10 protein-coding genes are annotated in these 16,112 nt (G+C 68.7%); 5 read left to right on the top strand and 5 right to left on the bottom strand.

The genetic code is table 11. From position 1 onward, the window contains the following. The first annotated feature begins 1,026 nt into the window (after positions 1–1,026). From ACZ7D7_RS33305 to tpg, 5 genes are all read left to right on the top strand, one after another. Complete coding sequence (locus tag ACZ7D7_RS33305) at positions 1,027–3,699, top strand: helicase associated domain-containing protein (RefSeq protein ID WP_470829231.1); 2,673 nt, start codon at positions 1,027–1,029, stop codon at positions 3,697–3,699. A 103-nt stretch (positions 3,700–3,802) separates the two neighbouring features. Further along, positions 3,803–5,041: an ABC-three component system protein gene (locus ACZ7D7_RS33300; protein ID WP_470829229.1), complete on the top strand. Its 1,239-nt coding sequence runs from the start codon at positions 3,803–3,805 to the stop codon at positions 5,039–5,041. Positions 5,042–5,043: 2 nt separating this feature from the next. Next, complete coding sequence (locus ACZ7D7_RS33295; protein WP_365724124.1) at positions 5,044–5,532, top strand: three component ABC system middle component; 489 nt, start codon at positions 5,044–5,046, stop codon at positions 5,530–5,532. 23 nt (positions 5,533–5,555) lie between these two features. Continuing rightward, positions 5,556–7,505 carry a DUF3732 domain-containing protein gene (locus ACZ7D7_RS33290; RefSeq protein WP_470829228.1) on the top strand — a complete coding sequence of 650 codons (1,950 nt, stop codon included), beginning with the start codon at positions 5,556–5,558 and terminating at the stop codon, positions 7,503–7,505. Positions 7,506–7,628: 123 nt separating this feature from the next. Next, positions 7,629–8,219, top strand: a complete 591-nt coding sequence (tpg, locus tag ACZ7D7_RS33285) for a telomere-protecting terminal protein Tpg (RefSeq protein ID WP_470829238.1) — start codon at positions 7,629–7,631, stop codon at positions 8,217–8,219. A gap of 32 nt (positions 8,220–8,251) precedes the next feature. Here the strand turns inward: tpg and ACZ7D7_RS33280 are convergent, their stop codons facing one another. From ACZ7D7_RS33280 to ACZ7D7_RS33260, 5 genes are all read right to left on the bottom strand, one after another. Next, positions 8,252–9,364 (bottom strand): hypothetical protein, encoded by a 1,113-nt coding sequence (locus ACZ7D7_RS33280; protein ID WP_470829226.1) that lies wholly within the window; start codon positions 9,362–9,364, stop codon positions 8,252–8,254. A gap of 11 nt (positions 9,365–9,375) precedes the next feature. Then, complete coding sequence (locus tag ACZ7D7_RS33275) at positions 9,376–10,119, bottom strand: AAA family ATPase (protein WP_454367949.1); 744 nt, start codon at positions 10,117–10,119, stop codon at positions 9,376–9,378. After that, the gene (locus tag ACZ7D7_RS33270; RefSeq protein WP_470829237.1) at positions 10,116–11,735 is read right to left on the bottom strand and encodes a transposase; all 1,620 of its coding nucleotides are present in this window, start codon (positions 11,733–11,735) and stop codon (positions 10,116–10,118) included. Before ACZ7D7_RS33270 ends, ACZ7D7_RS33275 begins: the two co-directional genes overlap by 4 nt. Before the next feature lie 113 nt (positions 11,736–11,848). Then, positions 11,849–13,015, bottom strand: a complete 1,167-nt coding sequence (locus tag ACZ7D7_RS33265) for an AAA family ATPase (protein WP_470829225.1) — start codon at positions 13,013–13,015, stop codon at positions 11,849–11,851. A gap of 614 nt (positions 13,016–13,629) precedes the next feature. Then, entirely contained in the window at positions 13,630–16,023 is a 2,394-nt protein-coding gene (locus ACZ7D7_RS33260) for a SpoIIE family protein phosphatase (protein WP_470829235.1), read from the bottom strand. Positions 16,024–16,112: the final 89 nt, after the last annotated feature.

Below are 16,112 nucleotides of genomic sequence, written 5' to 3'. Positions count from 1 at the left end.
CCCCGCGGAGCGGGTACCACATCGCTGCGCGATGTGCAAGCGAACACCCGTGCTGCGCACGGGTGTTGCGCTCCCGCTCCGCGGGAGCGCTAGCGGGTGACTGCGCCACCCGCTCACCCCTCCTGCTGCGCAGGAGGGGTGACTGTCCGTCCGCTGCGCTCCCGGACCGGCGGGACTTCGTCCCGCTACCAGGCTTTCGCTTCGCTCCAGCATGGCCGGCGGGTCCGCTGCGCTCCCCCGCCTCACGGTCCTTCCGGCTGCGCCTCCAGAACCGTTGAGGCCCGCTGTCGCGAGCCGGGCTGGCTACGAGGGAGGGGGTCGCTCGTTCGTGTCGGGTTTCAGTGTAGCGGGTGCCTCAAGTTGATGCAGCATGTACCGTTGGCGGAAACACGACACACCCCATAACCGCCCGGACCGGGCCGAGGTCAGTGAGAGGAAAAGGGAAACCGCATGTGGAGTGCTCAGGATGTGGCGCGGGAACAGGTTAGGCGCCAGGCACACGGTCTCGATATGGCCGCCGTTACGGAGAAGGTCGCGGAGGCCGCTACTCGCGAGCGTGAGACAGCGGAGCAGTTGAGGCGAGGCGGGTCCCTCTCCGAGTTCGAGACGGACCTGGAACGGCTGGCTGCCATCTGGGAAGCAAAGCATGTGGAGTGGCAGCGTGTCAGGGACTTGATGGCTCAGGCCGGTTGGGGCGCGTACGAGCCGGAGCGGGACACCCAAGGCTCCACGTGGGCTCGGGAGCGCACAGAACGGCGTGACGGCGCTCTCGCGGCAAGGCCGCCTTCGAGGCGCGGCGGCGGGAGGAGGCGGATGAGCTGCGGGCGGAGCTGTGGCTGTCTGCCGCGTCTAGCCGGCTGATCCGGGCGGCGGCCGATCGGGGCGGGCTCATGCCCGCCCAGGTCCTGGCGCCGCTCGCCGAGCGGGTCGTGGTGGGCGAGGACGGTACGGTGTCAGTCCCGCCCTTCATGCCGTCCCGGTGATTTTCCGAAGCGGTCAGGAAACGAGTCAGGGGAGGATTTCGAAATGCCGGGTATTCAGCTCAAGGAACACCAGGTTGACCAGAAGGCGGCTTTCCGTAAATGGGTGGGATTCCCTGCAAGATCATCTGTGCCCCCGGAGGGTGCTCGGGGCACGATCGTGTCAGCGACCGGTTCGGGCAAGACGATCACTGCGGCCGCGTGCGCGCTGGAGTGCTTCCCGGGCGGCCGGATCCTCGTCACGGTGCCGACCCTGGACCTGCTCGTGCAGACCGCCCAGGCGTGGCGCCTGGTGGGCCACCGATCCCCGATGGTGGCGGTGTGCTCGCTGGAGAACGACCCGGTCCTGAACGAGCTGGACGTGCGCACCACCACCAACCCGATCCAGCTCGCCCTATGGGCAGGTTCGGGGCCCGTGGTCGTGTTCGCCACGTACGCCTCCCTGGTGGACCGTGAGGACATCGATGCACCCGAGGGCCAGCGGAAGGTTCGCGGGCCGCTGGAGGCCGCTCTGGCAGGCGGGGAGCGGCTCTACGGGCAGCAGATGGCGGGCTTCGACCTCGCGATCGTGGACGAGGCCCACGGAACCGCAGGTGATCTTGGTCGGCCGTGGGCCGCTATCCACGACAACCAGCGGATCCCCGCCAACTTCCGCCTCTACCTCACCGCGACCCCGCGCATCCTGGCAGCTCCCCAGCCGCGAAGGGCCGCGGGCGGCCAGGAGCTGGTGCTGGCGTCGATGGGCCAGGACTCCGAGACGTACGGGCCGTGGCTGGCCGAGCTCGGGCTCTCGGAGGCGATCGAGCGGGGCATCCTCGCCGGGTTCGAGATCGACGTGCTGGAGATCCGCGACCCCTCCCCCGTCTACGGGGAGTCGGACGAGGCGCTGCGGGGACGGCGCATGGCTCTGCTGCAGACGGCGCTCCTGGAGCACGCCGCGAAGTGGAACCTGCGCACCGTGATGACGTTCCACCAGCGGGTAGAGGAGGCCGCCGCGTTCGCGGAGAAGCTGCCCAAGACGGTGGCCGAGCTGTACGTCAACGACGTCACCGACGAGGACCTGGCGAAGGCGGAGGCCCTGCCGAAGTCCTCCATCGACGCGGAGTTCTACGAGCTGGAGGCCGGCCGCCACGTACCCCCGGACCGGGTGTGGGCGGCGTGGCTGTGCGGCGACCACCTCGTCAGCGAGCGGCGCGAGGTCCTGCGGCAGTTCGCCAACGGCATCGACGCGAACAACCGGCGCGTGCACCGGGCGTTCCTCGCCTCCGTGCGGGTGCTCGGGGAGGGCGTGGACATCACCGGCGAGCGGGGCGTGGAGGCGATCTGCTTCGCGGACACCCGCGGCTCGCAGGTGGAGATCGTGCAGAACATCGGCCGCGCGCTCAGGCTCAACCGCGACGGCTCCACCAAGGTCGCACGGATCATCGTGCCGGTCTTCCTCCAGCCCGGCGAGGACCCGCAGGACATGGTCGCCAGCGCCTCGTTCCGCCCCCTCGTAGCCGTCCTCCAAGGCCTGCGCTCGCACGATGAGCGCCTGGTCGAACAGCTCGCATCCCGCGCCCTCACCCACGGCAAGCGCAAGCTCCACGTCCGGCGCGACGAGGACGGGCGGATCGTCGGGGCCGACGGCGAAGGGGACGGCGAGGACCAAGACGACACCGACGGCGCTGCCGAGTCCGCGCTGCTGCACTTCTCCAGCCCGCGCGACGCCGCCACGATCGCCGCATTCCTGCGCACCCGGGTCTACCGGCCGGAGTCCCTGGCCTGGCTGGAGGGATACGAGGCGCTGCTGCGCTGGCGCAGGGAGAACGAGATCACCGGCCTGTACGCCGTCCCGTACGACACCGAGGTCGAGGTCGGCATCACCAAGGACTTCCCGCTGGGGCGGTGGGTGCACCAGCAGCGCAAGACGCTGCGCGCCGGCGAACTCGATCCGCACCGCAAGGAGCTGCTCGACGCGCCCGAGGCCGGGATGGTGTGGGAGCCCGGCGAGGAAGCCTGGGAAGCCAAGCTCGCCACGCTCCGGTCCTACCGGCGGGCCACCGGGCATCTCGCCCCCCGTCAGGACGCCGTGTGGACCGACCCCGCCGACGGCGTTCCCGTGCCGATCGGGCAGCACATGGCCAACCTGCGGCGGAAGGGCGCGAAGAACGGCCTGGGCAAGGACCCGAAGCGGGCGGAGCAGCGTGCGGCGCAGCTCACCGCGATCGACCCGGACTGGAACTGCCCCTGGCCACTGGACTGGCAACGCCACTACCGCGTCCTGGCGGACCTGGTCGACGCCGACGGCAGCCTGCCCGACATCGCACCCGGCGTACTCATGGACGGCGACGACATCGGCAAGTGGCTCCAACAGCAGAAGCAGCCGGCCGTCTGGGCGCGGCTCCTGCCCGAACAGCAGGAACGGCTGACCACGCTCGGCATCAAACCGCTCGAGGCGCCGTCTCCCGCCCCGGCGGGAAGGCGTGCCACGAAGGGCCCGAGCAAGGCGCAGCAGGCGTTCCAGCGGGGCCTGGCAGCCCTCGCGCAGTGGGTGGAGCGGGAAGGCGCGGACCGGCCGGTGCCTCGCGGCCACGCCGAGGAGATCACGGTCGACGGCGAGGCGCAGCCGGTGACCGTCAAGCTGGGCGTATGGGTATCGAACACCCGCGCGAGACGGGGCAAGCTCGCCCAGGAACAGCTCGACGCCCTACGGGAGCTGGGTGTGGAATGGGCATAGATGTCGCGCATAGGAATCGGAGTCAGCGGAGATTCGCACCGATGTGCGATCTTATGAGTGTGTATTGATCCAGTTGCAGGCTGTCTCTAGAGTGACGCGCATCGTGACAGAGAAGATGCCCCACTCAGCGGCTGGCCAGATGCTGGGCTACCTCTACCAGTGCGAGTGGGCGTTGGTAGAGCTGGCGCAGCGGTGGTTCAAGGACGCAGAGGCCACGCTACGCATGGAGATGCTGGACGACATTGACCTGCTGCACGGGTCAGTTCCTGTCGAGCTTGTGCAGTCCAAGCATCATGGCGGTCAGGGAGAGATCGGCCCCACCAGTGCTGATCTGTGGCGTTCTATCAATTCCTGGTGCGATGCCTTAGAGATCCTCGGGGACGCGCCACTGCCGCTGCTCCGCTTGGTCACCACGCAGCAGGTTTCTGCCGGGAGCCTCCTGGAGAAGCTGCGCGCCGATCCGCAGACGCGCGATGTAGCCGCAGCTCTAGCAGCTCTTGAGGAGCTAGCCGGTAATGACGAGGGTCCGAAGACGACACGCCCTTGGCGGGAGCGTTTCCTCCGGTGTACTCCGGTGGTCCGGGAGGCTCTGGTGGGCCAGATCGTCGTGGACGATCTTGCGCCTCGAGTGTCAGAGGTGGACTCTAAGCTCCGTGAAGTGATCGGCGTATGGAAGACGGATCAGGGCCAGAGCCAAGAGATCCTGGAGGAGCTGAAGGGCTGGTGGTGGGGGGTCTCCAAGGAGATGCTCGACCGCTCCAACCCCAGCCGGAGGGAGACTGTTTCCGCCGAGGAACTGCGCACGAAGATCGACTACGTGATGAGCAAGTACGCGCAGACCTCGTTGCCCATCAGCGACCGGCTGGAAAGGCTCACCGAGGAAGAGGTGGCCCGGTACAAGGACCGCGTCTTCGTTGCCCAGCTCCAGCTCCTGAAACTGGGACGCCGAAGCATCCGATTCCATCTCGGCGAGTATCACCACGCATGGACCCATCGATCTCGCTGGCTCCACCGTCACTACGTCGCCCAGAGCGAACTCGACCAGTTCGAGTCAGATCTCCGGCGTGAATGGGAGCAGGTGTTCTCCAAACTCGCCGACGCTTTTGACGCTGGCGAGTACGGGGACGATGCGGTCAAGGCCGGTGTGGACATTCTGGACAAGGCCATGGCTGCTGTAGAAACACTGCGGCTGCGTCCGCAGGTGGAGAAGCGGTGGGTCGCCCGCGGCACGCTTCACGCTTTGGCCGATCTGGCTACGCAGGACGACGAGCCGGTGGGCTGGCATCCCGACTTCGAGAACCTGCTGTCCCAGTCGTCTGATACTGCTGACGGGGAGGAATAGCCATGTCGGCTCCCGCGCGTCAACTCCCCGAAGCTGCAGCCCTGTTCAATCCCGCCTTCGGGGCGTATGTGCTGGCGCACTGTGCAGCGGCCCACATGGCAGCGGGCCCCAGTCTGCCTCTCCCCTTGCCGAGCAGCTTCCTGGTCCTTCCCCTGGTGCTGCCGCCGGACTCCCGCGCCGCGCTCCCGAGAGATGTCCGCACGCCGCTGGCCAGCTGGCTGGCTGATAATCCGATCCAGCGCGCGTCATACCCGCACCGCGCCGCCTCGCTAACGCATTACACCCGCGCGTCCCAGCGGTTCGGCGTCCGGCACAACGTGTTGACGGTGCATTCCAGCGGCCTCGCAGTGACCAGACAGCCCAGGCGTCCCAACGCGAACAGTCATGGAGCGGAGCTCGTCGACTGCACACGCGCTGCGGCCCTCGTTGGCCGCTGGCTTGCAGCGACATCGCCTGCTACCGCATTCGCCCTGCTCGGGGTCCGCCCCTAGCTCTCCAAGGAAGCCACCTCAGCATGCATCTGCTCGCTCTGGCCCTGTATCACCGTGATGGCAGGCAAGCACCGCGCACCATTACCTTCAAACCCGGTGCCTTGAACATCCTCACCGGAGAGTCCGAGACCGGAAAATCGGCAGTCCTCGACATCATCGAGTACTGCTTGGGACGGCAGCACATTTCGCTGCCAGAGGGCGTGATCACTCAGACGGTGGGCTGGTACGCGCTGCTCGTACAGATCGGTTCGACGCGCCTGCTCCTGGGCCGGCCCCGCCCAGCGGGAGCCTCCACCAACAAAGCCATGCTGATCATCGGCGACCACACGCTCGAGCTGCCGGCAGGCGACCGTATGAGAGCGAATGCCGACACGGACGCGCTCCGCGCAGAGCTCAGCGCTCGCCTGGGCATCGACGACTTCCGCTTCGAACCTCCGGCGGGCGCCGAACGCTACGCGTTCAATGTCTCTATTGCCCAGGCCGTTTACATGTGCCTGCAAAAGCAGACCGAGATCGCCAACCAGCAGCTGCTGTTCCATCGCCAGTCCGAGCCCGGCATGGCGCAGATGATGAAGGACACGCTGCCGTACTTCCTCGGTGCGGCCGGACCGGAACAGGCCGCACGCCAACGACAGCTTGCGGAGGCCACCCGGGCCCTGCGGCGCGTCCAGCGACAGATTGATGAGAGCCAGCGGGACAACGAATCCACGAACGCCGCCCTGCACGGCCTGGCCCGCCTCGCCCAGGAGGCAGGCATGGTCCAGGCTGTGCCAGAGCGCGCATCGGCAGCCGAACTGAGTGTCCTGCTGCGCGAGGCGGCGGACACAGTTGTTGATCCATCGGCGCCTCCGGTGTTCGGCGAAGACGGGATGCAAGATCGCCTGGCTGCGGAGCGACAGGCGCTGAGGGAACAACTTCACGATCTCAACGAGGCCGGGGCCCTTCTCGACTCGTGGCAGCAGGAGAGTCAGGCGTTCACTGGTGAGCTCCACACCCAGCTCGGCCGCCTTACGTCTCTGCAGCTCCTCAGTCCCGAAGACGCAGGGGCGCCCGAGGTCTGTCCCCTGTGTAATCAGGCCTTGGAGGAGCCCGACCCCGACATCGAGCAGCTCAACGACCTCACGCGCCGTCTCCAGTCCGAGCTGACCGACGCAGAAGCACTTCAACCATCGCGGACCCGTCACCGTCAGGAACTCAACGAGCAGATCGCAGACGTCCGCAGGCGCCTCCAGGCCAATGCCTCAGCGCTCCAGGCCCTGCAGGCCAGTAACCGCCGTCTCCAGGAGATCAATGACCAGCACGCGCGGCAGGCTCACGTGCAAGGGCGCATTCTCCAGGAACTGCAACGAACTACGTCGCAGTCGGCAGACGAATCTGGATCGCTGCGCCGCCAGGCGGCTCGTATGCAGGAGCGGATCGCAGAACTGCAGGAACTGGTCGATGCCGACGATGTGAGGGCCGAAACGGAAAGCCGCCTCAGCCGTATCGCGCTGGACATGACGGACTGGGCCCGCGAGCTGGATCTCGAGCATGCAGACGAGGCTGAAGAAGTACGCATCAGCCTCTCCCTCCTCAACGTCGTCCTGCGCACGGAAACCAGCCGTATCCCCCTCACCCGCATCGGCAGCGCGAAGAACTGGATCGGGTACCACCTCGTCGCGCACCTGGCCCTGCACACCTACCTGCTCAAACACCAGCGGCCCGTCCCGCACTTCATCATGTTCGACCAGCCCACCCAGGCCTTCTTCCCCGAAGAAGTCCATGACGTAGGCGCCCTCACCGACGCCGGCTGGGAAGCAGTACGCAGCTACTTCTCCCTCATGCGAGACGTCGTCAACCGCAACGGCCAGGGACTGCAGATCATCGTGTGCGATCACGTGAACCTACGAGACGATTGGTTCCGCGACGCCGTAATCGAAAACTGGCGCCAAGGCAAAGCCCTGATCCCTACGGACTGGATCACCGAGGCATAGACCTGGCCATAGCTCGGGCGTTCGCCGTGGGCTCTGCAGCTCAGAACCCTCTGTGGTCTCGTGCGGATGACGCATTTTGTTCATTGGGCCCAGCGAATGGCAGCGCAGACGGGCGTTAAAAGTGTGACCGCCAGGGTGGCCGAGTGCTGGGGAGTGTACGTGGGGAAGATAGGTGATGGCATTGAGCGAGCGCTGATGACGCGCCCGGTGCCTACAGGCGCCTCGGCATTGCGCTTTTTGATGAGAGCGGAGAAGGGCTCTACGAAGCACGTGGCGCGTCTTGTGTGCGTTTCACAGCGCACCGTGCAGCGATGGGTCACTGATCGGCCGGAAATGCGGCGGCGTCCCAGCGCAGCGCACACGAAGAGGATCGATGAGGTCGTCAGGGCGCGCTGGCAGCCCCGGGTCCGCGCGCGCCAGCGGGCCATGGCCGAAGAGGACGGATTCGTCATCCACACCAGGGCGCGGTTCGGGTTCGCGGCGCCTGCAGGCTCGTCGGACGATCCGCGGGTGCGGTGGATCACTCAGTATTTGCCAGGAGAGGTGGCCCGTGAACTGTTCGCCGCTCGGGACGCCGGCGCGGGCGAACAGCAGCAGACGGTGATCTTGGCCCGCGCGCTGGGACACGCCTACTTCCGCGAGTGGGGCCGCCGCGCACACGGTCTACACATCGCCTTCAGCGACATCGAGTTCGCTGAATTTTCGATCGGGTGAGCCTGCCTCTTCGAGCGACCGCGTCAGGGGGTTCAGGGTCGCGAGGACCCGGCGCGTCTGGCCGGAATCGCTTCATACCTCTCAGCTTCCTGCTGCTCGCGCCAGTCCCACTCCACCCGGCCGACCGGGCTTTTGCGGCGGGCTGCGGGCGGCTGAGGCGGGCGCAACCTAGCCCTCTCCGCCACGCGCAGCAGGTGTGCGCGGTCACCTGGCGCGGCGAGCAGCTCCTGGTCTTCGCCGGCTACGAGCCGGGTAAAGCGGGCTGCGGCCCGCAGGAAAATGCCCGCCCAGGGCGGTACGGGATAGGCGGCGCAGCCGTCGGTGTAGCGGGCGCGGTCGTGCAGGGCAAGCGTGGCCGCGGCCGTGTCGTAGTCGCGGGGACGTGCGGTGGCGAGTTGCTGGAGGGAGGCGCCTGTGAACAGCGCGGCGACGACGGCCGCAGCCAGGCGAGGATGTGCGGTCGCCGCGTGCAGCCGGTGGGCGACACGCTGGGCGGTGTGCGCGGTGAGAGGCACGGGCGGTGGGCGGTGCCGCCAGACGATCGGCGGTGGCATGCACGGGGCGGCGCAGGGGCGGGGGCTGTCGTAGGAGACAAGGCGTTCCAGTGCCGGCAGGGTGAGCCACCGGCTGGCCGGCGCGGCGGGCTCGTCTGGGGGCGGGGGTTCGGCGGTAGGCGTGCCGTAGTAGTGGCGGCGGGCAGCCTCGATGTCGGCGGTGACGGAGCAGTCGGCCGTCCGCAGGGCCTGGTGCAGAGCGGCGGGGAGGTGAGGGCGGTGGCAGACCAGGGTCAGGTGGATACCGGTGCGGGCCTGTAGCTGCAGGAGGCGCATCGTGCGGCGGGCGGTGAGGCGGTGAGCGCGCAGGACGGTCAGCCTGGTGACGGCCAGGGCGGTCAGCCAGGCAGTGGCGGCTTCCCAGGCGGGCTGGCGGCCGCCGGGAAAGCGGCCCGGGAGCAGGGGCGGTTTGCCCAGGGCGGCGAGAAGGTCGTGGGCGAGGCTGGTTTCGCTGGTGGTGCCCGGGCCGGGGTGCAGGGTGATCCGGCCGGACGGCGGATGGTGGGCGGCCAGAGCGGTGTGCGTGTGCAGCACGTCGTCGTGACGGTCGAGTACCACGGTGACGGACGGCAGCGGCGGGGCAGGAGGCATGGACGGTGTGGTCAGGCGAGGCGGCTGAAGGCCCAGCGCAGCAGCTCCTGGTCGACGCGGGCACGTCCCGTACGGGCCAGTGCGGTGCGGGTGTGGGCGGTCAGCTGGGCCCAGGCGCGGAAGTTGCCGTGCGCGGCATGCTGGTCGGCGAAGGTGATGTCCTCGGGGTCAGCGTCAGCCCAGACCGGGTGGAACAGCGGGATCACCTCGAGGACCTCGTCGGGTGTGAGGCGGGTGAACTGCTGCCAGATGAAGACACGGGAGGACAGCATCGGTTCGCGGCGCAGCACGGTGTGGCAGCCCGCGCCGCCGACGAAAATGATGGCGAGCTGGGTTGAGGGTTCGTCCCAGAGGTAGCGGAAGTATTCGAACGCCTCCCCGTTGAGCCACTGGGCTTCGTCGACGAGGAAGGTACGGGGGCGTTCGGCCAGGGCCGTTTTCAGCAGGCGGTCGAATTCGCTGGGGTGGCGCGGTGGCTCGCCGGCCAGGTCGAGGGCGGTGAACAGTTCGTAGCGCACCGCGCGGGCGGTGGGCCGGGCGCGGAAGGTGATCTTGCGGACGTCCTCGTGCGGTTCGAGTGCGCGCAGGCAGGTGTTGACGGCGAGGGTCTTGCCGAAGCCGGCGCCGCCGTGGATGCACATCATGGCGCGGGCGGCGACGGTGTCGGTGATGTTCTCCCGGGCGGTGAGCAGGGCGCGGGTGGTGACCACGGATGCGTCGGGCAGGTCGACGTACTGGTAGGTGGCCGCGGTCACGAGGTGTCTCCGTCTTCATCGGTGGTGGTGGGAGGTGCGGCCCGCCCATCGCGGCCGTCCGGGGCGGAAGCACCGTCACGTCCATACGGGTACCGGACGGGCGGGCCTGGCGTGGTCAGCGCGGCCAGGGAAGCCGGAGTGCGCCAGTCGGCCGGGGGCGCGGCGTGCGGGATGAGGTCTGGCATCGCGAGCTGCGCGAGGTCGGAGTCGGCATTCTGGGCGAGTTCGGCCTCGGCCTGCGCGGTGGTCAGCGCGCCGATCCGCTGAGGTGCCTCGGCCTGGGTGGCGGCGGCGTAGCGCTCCCGCTGGGAAGCTTCGAGATCCTTCTTCAGACGGCGGGCACGGGCAGACCGTGCCCGCCGTACGGCGCGGAGCTGTTCTTCGGTTGCCTGGTCAGCCAGGTCCGCAGGACCGAGGTAGCGGCCGGTGGCGGCGTCGTAGACCTCGATGCGGTGGTCGTGGTGGGGCATGAAGCGGATACGGACCTGGATCCCGGCCTGGCCGGTCATCCACGGCCCCACGTAGTCGCGTCTGCGGAAGCGGATGCCGCGGGTAGTCAGCGTGCGGGTGCCGGCGTCCTCCAGGGTGAACGTCCACAGATCCGCAGCCGGCACGTCCCGCAGCGGGGTGGGATCGTCCTGCCACGCCTCAAGCGGGCTCTTGCCCCGCAACGGCGCCGGGCGGTGCTCAGTGTTCCACCAGAGCGTCCAGGCCAGAAGCTGGGTGGTGAAGTCCTCGAAGCCCAGCAGCACTTCGTCCTTCGGACGGGAGGAGCGTTTGCCGGGGCGCGGCTGGCGGGCGTAGCCGGGCAGCGCGGCCAGGAACATGCTCTCCACCGCACGGTTCAGGCCCTCCACCGTGCCCTTGAGGTGAGGGGTGTAGGCGGGCAGGTCCTCCACCGTGACGTCGAGGAGATCGAACGCGGCGGTCACCGTCCTCGACAGGAAGTCTTTGCCGCGGTCCACCCGCACTTTCTCGGGCAGCCCGCCGAACGGGCCGTAGGGGTCCTCACGCAGGACCGCGGAGCGCAGCGCGGCCAGCACCGACTCCCGCGACGGATGCCCGGGCGTGACCGCGACGCCGGTGATCGCGTTGGTGGCGCAGTCGGTGAACCAGGTGATCCACGGCCTGCGGGGCTTGCCGTCGACATCGACCAGCACCGGGGCCTGTACGTGGTCGGTCTCCCACACCTTGTTCCGCCAGGGGCGCGGCCGGGCCAGGAACACATCATGCTTGCGCGCCGCGCGCTCTCCTCCCGCGAGCCCGGCCCGCTCCCCCGGCGTCAGATCCCGCTGGATCGCGCGGTGCAAGGTGGGCAGCGACGGCGGCGGAGCCGCCGGAGGGGACTGGCGGGCAGCGCGGGCCGTCAGCTCACGATGCACCGCCGCGACGTTGCCCTTCCACAACGCGAGCAGGCGGCGTACTTCCGGGGTGACAGTGAAGCGGTCCCGGGTCTGGGCCCGCGCCCCGGGCTCCGCGGCCGCGGACTCGTCACGCTCGGCAGCGGCCAGCCACCGCCACACCGTGCGCTCGGTCACCTCCAACGACTGAGCCATCAGCCGTACATGCCGGGTCGTCAGCTTCTGTTCCTGCCGCAGGGCCAGCAGCCTGCGCACGGCAGGGCCGCGCAGCGCCGGCAGGGAGGAAGAAGGCAGACCTCCCCGCGCGTCCGGGCCGTCCCCGTGCACGCCGGAGCGGGAAGCGCCCTCTGTCGGCCCTGCCGCGCCGGTCACAGCGGCCCCATGAGCCCTGCACAGGCCCGCTCCAGCATCCGGCGGTCCACCACCGGCCGGCTCTTGCCGTACGTCTCGGCGGTCAGGTGCGAGGTGAGCTTCGCCCAGGTCCGGAAATTGCCGTGTCCCACATGCTCGTCCACCCACGCGACGTCGTCCTCGCTGACGTCCTCCCAAAGGGGGTGGAAGGCAGCCATGACGGTTGCCACCTCGCGCGGGATGAGGCGCGGCACCAACTCCCAGGTCAGCACCCGAGAGGCCAGCGCAGGCACGCGGCGCAGCGCCCGTTCGCTGCCCGCGCCCGCCAGCACGAGGGCCGTGTCCGTGTCCGGGTGGTCCCACAGCCCGCGTAGAAACTCCAGCGCCGGCCCCGGAAGGCGCTGTGCCTCGTCCAGTACCAGCACACGGGGCTGTCGGAGCGCGTTCACCAGCGTCAGGTCGGCCTCCCCCGCCCCGCGCGGCAGACGCCTGCCCAGCTCGAGGGCGTCCGCGAGCACCCGGCGCAGTTCGGGAACCGTCGGGTGCACACCGACGTGGACCCGACGGACCCGGGCGGGGTGCGGCAGCTGGGACAGGGCGTACTGCAGCGCGACCGTCTTGCCATGGCCGGCGTCGCCGTACAGACACACCACCGCCCCCACCGCGGCCGCGTGCGCGACCGTCCGCAGCACCGACCGCACAGCAGGCGTGTGCACCACCTGCGCGCCCGGCACCAGGACCGGGACCTGCGCCAGATGCTTCTGCTCGCGCAGAAAAACCTGCCCGCCTGTACCTTGGCCGGCCACGACGTTCAGACCGAGCTCGCTGAGCGGATCGGGCCTACGCGGCCCGGCCACCTCAGGCTCCCGCTCGACCATCAACGCCCGGCCCGCCCGGCGGTCCCGGCGGATCACCCGGTGCAGTGTCGACGCCGACGGCACCGACGCCCCGCCAGCCGCGGCCAGCCGGCGCCTCAGCTCAGCGACATTCCCTCCGACCTCGCCCAGCAGCGCCCACACCTCGTCCGACACCGCATACCCCTGCCGGACCGGCGCCTCTACCTGCCCGGTCGTCTTGGCCTGCTCCAGCCAGCGCCACACCGTACGCTCCGAGACACCCACCGTCTCAGCGACCGCACGCACATGCCGCGTGGCCAGCTCCCCCGCCTGCTGCCGCTCCAGCAAACGACGCACCACCAACCCCCGGGGCAGCACAGGCCCACGACCGGCCCCTACCTCTTGATCCACCCCACGATCACACCGGCCCCGCCCATCTCACCGCATAAGAACTCTCAAACCTGAGACAGCATCAGCTGCCATGCGATAAAGCCCCACGACAGCGATCCCACCCATCAATCTCTCACCTCATGACAGCAGCCCACCCACCCAAAAACACCCACTGACCAGCCCCGTAACACCAACCCCTGGACCAGCGCGACCGACTCTCACCACCACCGACACCAACCCGAGAGATCGCACGGATGATCGCGAGCCGCAGGAGTGTCGATACCTCATGAGCTTCTGGTGGCAGCTGAGCATGCCGTACCAGGAGGTATCGGTTGCAGAACTGCGGCTGAATGTCGGCCAGTAGGAGTTGGATGTCGTGATGGAACTGATCAGCGCAATCAGGTCGTCCACGAAGAGATCGACGCATGGCTAGCCGGCGCAGTGCGGACGTTCCCGGTACTACAGGACCACGGCTTCAGTGCTACCTCGGACAGCCACGAAGAAGACTAGCCTCTCGTTGTGGACGTTCGCGTAATTCCCCTGCCGGAACGTCACGGGAACCGCGGCACGACTTACTCGGGCACCTTCAGTTCGGCCCAGATGGTCTTCCCCGACCGTCCGTATCTGCTCCCCCAGCGGCTGCTCAACTGGGCGACGAGGAACAGCCCGCGGCCGCCCTCGTCGCCGGTTGACGCGCGACGCAGCCGGGGCTGAGTGTTGCTTGGATCGCTGACCTCGCACACCAGCACGGTATGGCGGATGAGTCGAAGACCGATCGGCCCGCCCGCGTGCCGGATGGCATTGGTGACCAGTTCGCTGACGATCAGTTCGACGGCGAAGTCGATGTCCGTCAGCTCCCACTCTGCCAGCTTTGCGAGGGCCGCGGCTCGTGCGTCGGCAACTGCGGCGGGTTCGGCGGGAAACAGCCACTCGGCTATGGCGTGGTCGGGCAGGGGGCGGATGTGGGCCAGCAGTAGAGCAGTGTCGTCGGTTGCCTGCAGGTCGGCGTGATCAGCAGTCAGAGTGCGGATGGCCTCTTCCAGGGAGCGGCCAGAGCTGTGCTGGTGGGCGATGCGGTCGCCGAGCCCGCGTACGGCGGCGTCAATGTCGTGGGCCGACGGATCGAGCAGGCCGTCCGTGTAGAGGGCGAGCCAACTGCCCGCCACAAGGCGGATAGTGGTGGTCTCGAATGGCAGCCCGCCGACGCCGAGTGGCGGCCCCGGGTCTATCCGAACCGGCTGAGTGGTGCCGTCCGGCTGGGTCACAAGGGGCGGTGGATGCCCCGCGCTGGCGATCGTGCACTCCTCAGTGACCGGATCGTAGAGCGCGACCAGGCATGTAGCGCCAATGGTGTCACGGTGCGCCGGAGCTGCCTCGGCAGCCAGCCGGTTCACCAGGTCATCGAGGCGGGCGAGCAGTTCGTCCGGGGGGAGTTCGAGGTCGGCCAGCGTCTGGACCGCGGTGCGTAGCCGCCCCATGGTCGCCGCGGCGTGGAGACCGTGTCCGACCACGTCCCCGACGACCATCACGACTCGCAGCGAGGGGAGCGGGATGGCGTCGAACCAGTCGCCGCCGATCTCGGCGCCACCGGCGGCAGGCAGATACCTGCTCGCTGTCAGCACCGCCGCTGTGCGCGTACTCGCGGCCGGCAGCAATCGTCGTTGCAGTGCTACAGCGGCACGATGCTCCCGGGTGTAACGGCGCGCATTGTCGACGCCGAGCGCGGCCTGTACCGCGATCTCGGTCAGCACATCGGCGTCCTGCTGCCCGAAGGGGTCCTCACGACGGGTCCGCCAGACGACGATGGCGCCGAGCACGAGTCCGCGCGCGAACAGCGGCGCGGCGGCGAAGTGGTGAGCGCTGTCCGGAATGATCAGCTTCGCCAAATCTGGGTCGAATCCCTTTTCGAGTCTTGCCCGGTCGACGAAGACAGTCCGTCCTTCTTGAAGTAGCCGTACACCAGGCAGGTCAGGAAACGGTGGTATGGCCATACCCGGCTGCAGTACAGCGGAAGGCCAGACGTCGGCCGCCTTTACCGCGACGCGTCGCAGGTGCAGATTTCCCCCTCCGAATACCAAGGGCGGTTCGTCGCCCGCCAGAACGGCTTCGGCGAGATCGACGGACACCAGGTCCCCGAAGTCAGGCACCAGGACATCGGCCACGTCCTGGGCGATGCGCTGCGGGTCCAGGGAGTGACCGACGGCCACAGCCGCCCGGTGACGCAACTTGAGCCTGCGGGCGGCCAGCCACTGGGCCGTCGCGTCGGTCAGCAACGCCGTGACCCCGGACGGACGTCCACTTCGGTCCGTGGTCCGGACGGCAGACACCGAGATCGACCACTCGCGTGACGGATCGGACAGGGAGCGGACGTGCTGCTCTTCGGCCACCTGGGGCACACCGGTCTCCAGCACTGCGCGCAGCCGTGCCTCCGCGGACGCGGCGTCCGGTGCGGCCATCACGTCGGACAGCTTGCTGCCTGGAGGCATCGCCAGCTGGTCAGGCGACGTGAGATTCGTCCGCAGGAGCGACAGGTTCACGTCTCGCACAGTCACACCGATCTCGCTCTGAGCGAGCAGGGCCCGGAGCAGCGCAGCGCCCTGCTCACACTCGTCGGCTCGGCCAGCGGGCACGGCGAGGAGCAGGCGGTACGGAGAGTCCTGGAACGGCAGCAGACGACAGCGAACGGCGACGCTGTGTCCGTGGGCGTGCCGCAGAAGCGTCGGCCCGCCGGTCCGAGCGACGTCAGCAGGTGCGCCACCGGCAGCGAACAGGTGCCTGAGGGATTGCCCGCAGACCTCGTCGGCCGACCGGCCCAGCAGCTTCGCTGCACCATGAGACCAGTGAGTCACCGTGTCACGGCCGTCGACCACCGCAGCCACCACGTCCGCCAAGGGATCGTCGGACTCGACGTCGGGACCGCCGAAGACGTCCAGGGTGCTCACCACCTGATCAGGGCCGTTCGCCATCATTATGTGTGTGTGACCAGCTCCTCGCGCGACAAGCCGTACATACAGGACACTGGCCCGTGGCCGACGCCGGTCTCGCCGACGCCGCG

This window comes from Streptomyces sp. NPDC037054, assembly GCF_055606745.1.
The sequence above is the reverse complement of the archived record's forward strand: the minus strand, read 5'-3'. Positions and strand labels throughout refer to the sequence as shown.

What these genes read in the sequence shown, in the direction of transcription:
- ACZ7D7_RS33305 (WP_470829231.1), top strand. Translation starts at nt 1,027, where the DNA reads ATGCCGGGTATTCAGCTCAAGGAACACCAGGTTGACCAGAAGGCGGCT.
- ACZ7D7_RS33295 (WP_365724124.1), top strand. Translation starts at nt 5,044, where the DNA reads ATGTCGGCTCCCGCGCGTCAACTCCCCGAAGCTGCAGCCCTGTTCAAT.
- ACZ7D7_RS33290 (WP_470829228.1), top strand. Translation starts at nt 5,556, where the DNA reads ATGCATCTGCTCGCTCTGGCCCTGTATCACCGTGATGGCAGGCAAGCA.
- ACZ7D7_RS33280 (WP_470829226.1), bottom strand. Translation starts at nt 9,364, where the DNA reads ATGCCTCCTGCCCCGCCGCTGCCGTCCGTCACCGTGGTACTCGACCGT.
- ACZ7D7_RS33260 (WP_470829235.1), bottom strand. Translation starts at nt 16,023, where the DNA reads ATGGCGAACGGCCCTGATCAGGTGGTGAGCACCCTGGACGTCTTCGGC.